The 1,770-nt window shown below is 71.0% G+C and carries 1 protein-coding gene; it reads right to left on the bottom strand.

The window, feature by feature from the left end:
• On the bottom strand, positions 1 to 1,770 hold a 1,770-nt coding region (locus AC31A1_RS50930), incomplete at both ends, for an OTU domain-containing protein (RefSeq protein ID WP_489659835.1).

Raw genomic sequence — 1,770 nt, 5'->3', positions numbered from 1 at the left:
GGGGTGGCGTCGGGGTCGTGGACAGGCGTCGTCTCGTCCTGGCCTGTGTGGTCGTGGAGTTGGGGGCCAGCCGCAGTGACGTTCTCGATGGTGCGGAGGTAGCGGTGCGGGATGTGGACGGGGGGCTGGGTGGTGGCCATGACGCCGGTGGTGTGGACGGTCGTGCTGTTCGGGTGGTTGCGCAACAGGAAGTCGTTGTCACGCTGTTCGTCCGGGAGGCCGAGGTAGTGCAGGACCTCATGGAGCAGGTCCTCGTCCGAGTGGTTGGCGTCCAGGTGGAGTTGATCGGCCCGGCCCGGGTTCTCGGTGTCGGTGAGGGTGATCGCCTCGGGGTGGTCCGGGTCGTTGATCAAGTTGAGGTTGATGTGCAGCTGGTCGCCCGAACTGGGCAGCGCCAGGCCGGAGTTGAGATGCAAGTCCAGAAGGCGCGTGATGCGTTCGTTGAGCTGCTGGGTGAGCGCGGGATCGGTGTCGGTGACCGGGAGGTTGAGCGTGTAGTCCCGTATCCACTGGCCGCTGGGAGCTTGGATACGACGGATGGTGGCACGGACGAGCGTCGTCGCACCGCTGAGGGCGCCGGGGCGGGGCGAGTTGGACTGGTCCGCGTGCGGATCGAACCGCTCGGTGGAGTGAACGGCGGGGCGGGCATGCGGACGCAGACCGTGCCAGGTGTCCTTCGGAGCGGGGTCGGCGACACGGGACGCGGGTCGGTCGTCGGCAGCGTCGCGGGTCGGCGCGGGGCGGTAACGCCCGTTCGGCTGAACGCTGTTGGCGTCCTCGGGACCCCGGGGCGCCTTCGACGGGGTGACGTTCGCCGACGTGGTGCCCGGGTTCGCGGCGCTCGCGCTGTAGTGGTTCAGGCCCGTGTAGTGGACCTCCAGCGCGGGGGTGTTGGTGGTCGGGCCGTAGCGCAGCACGATGCCGCGGGGGCCGCCGGTCGCGGTGGTGCCGGCGAGCGGGGCGGGCATCGGCTGGAAGACGTGGATCGGGGCGTCGAGGGTGTCGGCGAGGAGGGGCAGGAAGGTGTCGCCGATGGGGTTCGCCCACGCGGCCGACCAGTTGCCCACCGCGCTGCCGAGCATGTTCGCCTCGTCCTGGCTGAGTGGGGCGGTGCTGCGGTGGTAGCCGGCGATCAGCAGCGACCGGCGCTCGTCCGTGGTCATGGTGGCGAGGGTGGGCAGTCCGTTCACCGCACGCAGATAGGCGAACATACGGCGGTTGCTCGGCGCGGCGCCGGTCAGTGCGGGCGGTGCGCCCGGCATGGAGACCGCTTGCAGATAGCGGGTCTGGAGGTCGACCGGGTCCAGGTCCTCGGCGTGGGTCACACCCTGGATGCCGTAACGGACCAGTTCGTTGTCGATCTGGGCGGCGGGCATGTTCTGGACCGCCGCGGTGAAGGGGGTGACGAGGACGCCCCGGAGCTGGCCGAGCACCTGCGGCGGGAGCGGGCGGGTGCCGTTGTGTGCCGCCGCCAGCCGGGCAAGGACCAGGTTCTGCAACTCCTGCCGTGCGGCCCGTAGTTGATTGGATCCCCGGTCACCGGCCTGGGGGTTCCGCGCCATCGTCCGGAGGGCCCGTTGTACGTCGTCGGGCCGGGCGAGCCAGGCGGCGGTGGCCGGCGCGAGAGCCTGGGTGGTGCCGGTGGCGGCGGCCTGCTGGAGGCGGGTGCGGACCAGGTGGGGTGCGCTGCCGATGACGGCGTAGAGGAGGCAGTTGCCGTCGCCGGGGGTCTGGACGGCGTTGCCGGTGGGGTCGACGTAAGGGGTCAGC

This window comes from Streptomyces sp. P5F9, assembly GCF_057961495.1.
The sequence above is the reverse complement of the archived record's forward strand: the minus strand, read 5'-3'. Positions and strand labels throughout refer to the sequence as shown.